We start from the raw sequence: 6186 nt of genomic DNA, 5'->3' as shown, positions 1-6186 counted from the left end.
CCGCATCCGTCAGCGTCCGATCGAGATCTGCTCGTCAGATTCAATATCGGGAGTATCGCGCCTAAACGCGTGCAGCCTGTCCTGCGGCGAACTCAAACGAATGTCAAACCGAGGATACGGAAGAAGTACAGTTACAGACGTTTTGATTGACTTCGGCGGGATGTCGACGCTACTTGGGAGCACACCAAGTTCGCTTCACCCGCAACAGGGGAGGCTTTCCATGACGTTCGATCGACGCAGGCTGATGCTGGGCTGGTCCGTGGTGGCGCTGGCGCTTGGCGCCGCCGCCTGCGACTCGCCCACCGACCCGCTCACGGCGCCACGACCCGCGTCGCGGTTGGTCGCCACCGGCACGATGGCCACGGCGACGCTCGACTCGGCCGCCGTGGCGCGCGACTCGACGCCCGTCTGCTCCTTCACCTGCACGGTGTGGGACTCCACCCCGGGCGTGGACACCGTCGTCATCCGCACGCCGGGCGGTGACAGCATCCGGCTCCGGGAGTTCGGTCCGCAGGGGCAGAGCAAGATCGTGGTCGGCGGCGACACCTTCACGCTCCAGGTGGGCGTATGGGATAAGGGGACGACGCACGGCGACTTTCTTGGGGTGCTGCGGAAGAACGGCCAGGTCGTGGGCTACTGGGGCCATTGTTCCCTGGTCGGCGGCATCAACGCCCAGTGGGTCGAGACCGACCCCGCCACGGGAAAGAAGTACGTGCACTGGAAGAACTGGGCGACGGGAGGCGTGGACGCGGGCAAGACTTACCACTACATCTACGACCCGCAGACGAACACGCTCAAGATCTACTACCAGGGGCCGGGCGACACGTCGGGCAGGCTGATCTACCAGGGCCCGCCCATCGGCCACGCCACGAAGATCCCGTCGCCCGTGCCCGCAGCGGGCACGTGGTACACGGACGAGAGCCAGTACACCTCCAGCGGCGCCGCGCCGGGTGCCACGGCACCGGGGCACGCGGCGACGACCACACCGACGACGAAGACGACCAGCGCCGGAAGCACGTCGGTGGAGCTGGCTTCGGCCGAGGGGATGGCTGCCGCGGCTTGACGACGCAGGCCAGGCGAGGACGCGGTAGAAAAGACGGCGGCCCGGCTCGCGATGAGCCGGGCCGCCGTCTTACGATCTTCCGCCAGCCGAGAGGACGGGCGGACGCTGTACTGCTACGCCGTGACCTCGTCGGAGACGCCGACGGACGACTCGGCGGTTTCCAGGACCGGGGGCTCGGCGGCGGCGACGCCGTGGTGGGCCATCCACCGCTCCGCCTCCAGCGCGGCCATGCAGCCCACGCCGGCGCTGGTGATGGCCTGGCGGTAGTAGTCGTCCATCACGTCGCCTGCGGCGAACACGCCGGGCACGCTGGTGGCCGTGCGCCAGGCGTGCGGCACCTTGATGTAGCCGTGCTCGCTCACCTCCACCTGGCCGTTCAGGAACGCCGTGTTGGGCGTGTGGCCGATCGCCACGAACAGGCCGCCCACCGGCAGGTCCGCCTCCTCGCCCGTCACCGTGTTGCGGGTGCGGAGCGCGGTCACGAAGTCGTCGCCCAGCACGTCGGTGACCTGCGTGTTCCAGAGGACGCGGATCTTGGGGTTCTCCAGCACCCGCTGCGCCATGATGGGCGAGGCGCGGAACGAGTCGCGCCGGTGCACGATCACCACCTCGCGGGCGAACTTGGTGAGGTACGTGGCCTCCTCCATCGCCGAGTCGCCGCCGCCCACCACCGCCAGCACCTGGTCGCGGAAGGCCGGCAGCGCGCCGTCGCACACCGCGCAGGCCGACACGCCGCCGCCGCTCTGCGCCAGGCGCATCTCGTTCTCCAGCCCGATCCAGTTGGCGCGGGCGCCCGTCGCCACGATCACGGCGCGGGCGGTGATCTCGTCGGACCAGCTGGGCTTCAGGCGGAACGGGTACGTGCCGAAGTCCACCTCGGCGATGTTCTCCATCACCGTGCGGGTGCCGAAGCGGACGGCCTGCTCCTTCATCCGCTCCATCAGGTCCTGCCCGCTCACGCTCTCCGGGAAACCGGGGAAGTTCTCGATGTCGGTGGTGAACATCAGCTGCCCGCCGGGAATCATGTCGCGCGAGGGCTCGCCCGCGTAGACCACCGGGTCCAGGTTGGCGCGTGCTGCGTATAAGGCGGCCGTCCAGGCCGCCGGGCCGGAGCCGATGATCACGAGCGTCTCGGGCTTGCTGTCGGGCATCATTCCTCTCCGTGAACGGGCGCTGCGGAACGCGCCCAATATATCCGATCCCCCGCCAACCTGCCACGCCGCCCCGCATCTCCCGACAGCGTATGGCGGTAGATGCCGTCCGCCGCATCTCCGGAGCAACGCATGACGGTAGATGTCGTCCGTTGCATCTCCGCCTCACATCTCCCGGTGAGCTCTTCCATTCGGGCGATGCGCAGCGGATGATGCTCTGAAAGCTCCACGCATCCGCCGGCTGCCTTCCATACACTCGGGGTTCCGCTGGTGCGCATCTGCCTACGATCGGGCGATCGGCAGATGCGTGGCTTGGCGGACTCGGCCGATGGAGATGCGCGGTGGGATCGGTTCGGCGGATTCGGGGGATGCGATGCTCGCCTGCCTCGCCCCGCCTCGCGGGACGCTGGAGGACGGCGTGCGCTCGCCGGATGCGCATCGGCGGATGCGCGGCGGGCGTGCGCCGGCACGTATGCGAGCGGGGCCGGATCGCAATCGACCCGGCCCCGCATCTCACGTCGTACCGCCGTTCATCTCACCCGGCGAGGCCGATCAGCCGACGAGCATCTCCGCGTCGTCCTCGGCGCCCTCGTTGCCGGCGGTCTCGTCGTCGTCGCGGAACTGGCGGGCGTACAGCCGGGCGTACAGGCCGCCCAGCGCCAGCAGCTCGGCGTGCGTGCCCTCTTCCACGATCATGCCGCGGTCCACCACGACCAACCGGCTGGCGCGGCGCACCGTGGAGAGGCGGTGGGCGATGATGATGGTGGTGCGGGCGCCCAGCATGTGGGCCAGCGCGTCCTCGATCAGCGCCTCGCTCTCGGCGTCCAGGTTGCTCGTGGCCTCGTCGAGGATGAGCACCGCCGGGTCCTTGAGCATCGCGCGCGCCAGGGCGATGCGCTGCCGCTGCCCGCCCGAGAGCTTGATGCCGCGCTCGCCGACCACGGTGTCGTACCCGTCGGGGATGCGCTCGATGAACTCGTGCGCGTGGGCGGCGCGGGCGGCGGCCTCGACCTCGGCGTCGTTCGCGTCGGGCTTGCCGTACGCGATGTTCTCGCGGATGGAGCCGCTGAACAGCAGCGTCTCCTGCGGCACCAGGCCGATGCTGTGGCGCAGGTCGGCCAGCCGCAGGTCGCGGATGTTGCTGCCGTCCATCGAGATGGTGCCCTGCTGCGGGTCCCAGAAGCGCGGGATCAGCGACACCAGCGTGGTCTTGCCCGAGCCCGACGGGCCCACGACCGCCACCGTCTCGCCCGGCTCGATGCGGAGCGAGATGCCGCGCAGCGTCCATTCGGGCGGGAGCAGCTTGCCCTCGGAGTCCACCTTGGCGGTCGCGCCCTTGAGGGCGATCATCCCGGCGGGCAGCGGCAGGCCCGGCACGGCGCCGGGCACCGCCTGCGCGGGCGCCGCCTTGGCGTCCTTGTCCTTCTCCTTGCCGTCCTTGGCGGGCGGCAGCAGGCTCGTGCCCATGACGGGCGCGCGCATGAACTGCGGCAGCTCGGAGGCGGGCTCGTAGCGGAACCAGACGTCATCGAACTCCACCAGGCCGCGCACCGGCTTCGCCAGGTCGCGCGGCGCGTCGGGGTCGCGCAGGCTGGGGCGGCTGCCGAGGATGTCGAACACGCGCGATGCGGCGCCCGTGGCCTCCTTGTACATGCTCCACAGGCCGCCCAGCGTGCCCACGGAGTTGGCCACCATCCCGGAGTACAGCAGGAAGCTGATGAGCGTGCCGGCCGTGAGCTCGTGCGCCAGCACCATCTTGCCGCCCAGCCACAGCACGATGATGGACGCGGCGAAGGTCGCGAACCCGATGGTGCTGAAGAAGAGCGCCCGCGTCACGGCGCGCTTGATGGCGACCGCCACGGCCGAGCTCATGCGGCTGTCGTAGCGCTTCATCTCGTGCGGCTCGCCCACGAAGCTCTGCACCACGCGGATCTGCGAGAACGCCTCTTCGGCGATGGCGGTGGCGTCGGCCACCTGGTCCATCACGCCCAGGCTGGCCTTCTCCAGGCGCTTGCCGAAGAAGAAGGCCGTGCCCACCACGATGGGCACCACGCACAGCGTGACCAGCGCCAGCCGCGGCTGGGTGATGAAGAGCAGCGTCACGGCCCCGATCAGCATCAGCACCTGCTTGACCCACTCCGACACCTGGCCGCTCAGCACGCCCTGCAGCATGCCCACGTCCGCGCTCATGCGGCTGGTGAGCTCGCCCGTGCGCCGGTCCGAGAAGAATGCGGGGGGCAGCGACAGCAGGTGGCCGAACAGGTCCAGCCGAAGCTTGGCGATCACCCGCTCGCCGGTGGCGCCCAGCAGGTACGTCTGCGTGAAGGTCATCACGGCCTGGACCACGAACAGCACCGTCATGGCGCCGGCGATCTGGTTCAGCGACGAGGCGCTCTTCATCACGAACGCCGAGTCGAGCAGCTTGCCCACCACGTACGGGAAGATGAGCGAGATGGCGCTGCTGCCCAGCAGCATGAGCGTCGCGATCGCGATGACCTCGCGATGGTTCTTCAGGCGGGGCAGGAGCGACTTGAGCGGGCCGCCGGTCAGAAGCTCCTTGAGCGGCAGCTTCGGGGGCATCCCCGGGTGCGGAGGGCGATTCATTTGCGTCAGAAGGCTGGTCGTGGGCGCACCGCCGCGAGGGTGCGGCGTGGCGGCGGTCCGAATATAACCGCGGGACGGGAAAAGACAAAATGAGGCGGGTTGTGTGGTGTACGCTTCGGCGCGTACCCTTGCGGAGCGGCGTACCCTTGCCGCCGCTTCAGGCGCCGTCCGGAGCGGGCACGGGGATCTCCGCCAGCACGCGGGTGCCGGCGCCGGGCGCGCTCTGCACCTCTACCCGCCCGCCCAGGTACGCCGCCCGCTCCTGCATCCCGAACAGCCCCAGCCCGCCCCCGTCCGCCGACATCGCCCGCGCCGGGGCGAAGCCGTGCCCGTCGTCGTCCACCTCCACCACGAGCGTGCCTCCCTCGCGGGCGATGCGCACGCCCACGCGGCGGGCGCCCGCGTGGCGCACGGCGTTGGACAGCGCCTCTTGCACGATGCGGTACACCGCCAGCTCCGCCTCGGGCGAGAGGAGGCCGGGGACGGGCTCGGCGTCCACCGTCATCGCGACGCCGGTCGCCTCCACCAGCCAGCGCACGTGGCTCTCGATGGCGGCCACCAGACCCAGCTCCTCCAGCGCGGGCGGGCGCAGGCCGCGGGCGAAGCGCCGCACCCCCTCGAGCGCCGCGCCGATGTCGCCGCGCATCTCCTCCAGCAGCGCGGCCGCCGCCGCGGGGTCGGGCGCGCCGCGCAGCACGCGAATGCGCAGGAGCAGCGCGGCCAGCATCTGCGCCGTCTCGTCGTGCAGCTCGCGCGCGATGCGCTTGCGCTCCTCCTCGGCCGCGCCCAGCGCGCGGGCGGCCACCTCGCGCAGGCGCCGGCGGTCGGCGGCGCCCGCGTCGAGCATGGCGTTGAAGGTGCGCGACAGCCGGTCCAGCTCGCGGTCCGCCACGGGCGAGAGCGGCACGCGCGCGGCCAGGTCGCCCGCCTGCACGCGGCCGGCGGTGCGCTCCAGCAGCTGGAGCGGGCTGAGCGCGAGCCGCAGGATCGCGGCGTTCACCAGCACCGTCAGCACGACGCCGCCCGCCGCCAGCACCGTCACGAAGTCCACGGTGGACCGCCCCGGCACCGCGCGCACGTACGACGCCGTGGCCATCCCGCCCGCGATGGCGCCCACCAGCACGATCACCGCATTGGCGATGAGGATCTTGTAGAACAGCGGCACGCCGAGCAGCGCCCGGACGAGCGGGGCGCGGGCGATGCCACTGACGCGAGCCGTCTGCTGCTCTACCCCACCCGTGCCCCCTGGCTCCGGAACGCTTTCGGAGGGAATTCGCGCTTCGTCGTCGCTCATCTTCCTGCCGACGGGAGGAATGGGTTCGGGGCGAGGAAGATCGTCGCCACACGTAAGATCGCTCGGCGCAAGAT

The 6186-nt window shown here is 70.7% G+C and carries 4 protein-coding genes; 1 reads left to right on the top strand and 3 read right to left on the bottom strand.

Features of this window, described 5'->3' with window-relative positions:
• Positions 1-220: 220 nt before the first annotated feature.
• Positions 221-1063: a hypothetical protein gene (locus VFE05_05365; protein ID HET6229489.1), complete on the top strand. Its 843-nt coding sequence runs from the start codon at positions 221-223 to the stop codon at positions 1061-1063.
• A 113-nt stretch (positions 1064-1176) separates the two neighbouring features.
• Here the strand turns inward: VFE05_05365 and trxB are convergent, their stop codons facing one another.
• From trxB to VFE05_05350, 3 genes are all read right to left on the bottom strand, one after another.
• Positions 1177-2214: a thioredoxin-disulfide reductase gene (gene trxB / locus VFE05_05360; protein ID HET6229488.1), complete on the bottom strand. Its 1038-nt coding sequence runs from the start codon at positions 2212-2214 to the stop codon at positions 1177-1179.
• Between the two features lie 552 nt (positions 2215-2766).
• On the bottom strand, positions 2767-4794 hold the full coding sequence (locus tag VFE05_05355) for an ABC transporter transmembrane domain-containing protein (protein ID HET6229487.1): 2028 nt from the start codon (positions 4792-4794) through the stop codon (positions 2767-2769).
• A 181-nt stretch (positions 4795-4975) separates the two neighbouring features.
• A complete protein-coding gene (locus tag VFE05_05350; protein HET6229486.1) occupies positions 4976-6112 on the bottom strand; it encodes a sensor histidine kinase in 1137 nt (378 codons plus the stop codon).
• Positions 6113-6186 lie beyond the last annotated feature (74 nt).

This window comes from Longimicrobiaceae bacterium, from assembly GCA_035696245.1.
In the GTDB taxonomy this organism is placed as follows: domain Bacteria; phylum Gemmatimonadota; class Gemmatimonadetes; order Longimicrobiales; family Longimicrobiaceae; genus DASRQW01.
The sequence above is the reverse complement of the archived record's forward strand: the minus strand, read 5'-3'. Positions and strand labels throughout refer to the sequence as shown.

Bases quoted from the DNA above. Each gene is read 5' to 3' on its own strand.
- VFE05_05365 (HET6229489.1), top strand. From the start codon at position 221: ATGACGTTCGATCGACGCAGGCTGATGCTGGGCTGGTCCGTGGTGGCG.
- trxB (HET6229488.1), bottom strand. From the start codon at position 2,214: ATGCCCGACAGCAAGCCCGAGACGCTCGTGATCATCGGCTCCGGCCCG.
- VFE05_05355 (HET6229487.1), bottom strand. From the start codon at position 4,794: ATGCCCCCGAAGCTGCCGCTCAAGGAGCTTCTGACCGGCGGCCCGCTC.
- VFE05_05350 (HET6229486.1), bottom strand. From the start codon at position 6,112: ATGAGCGACGACGAAGCGCGAATTCCCTCCGAAAGCGTTCCGGAGCCA.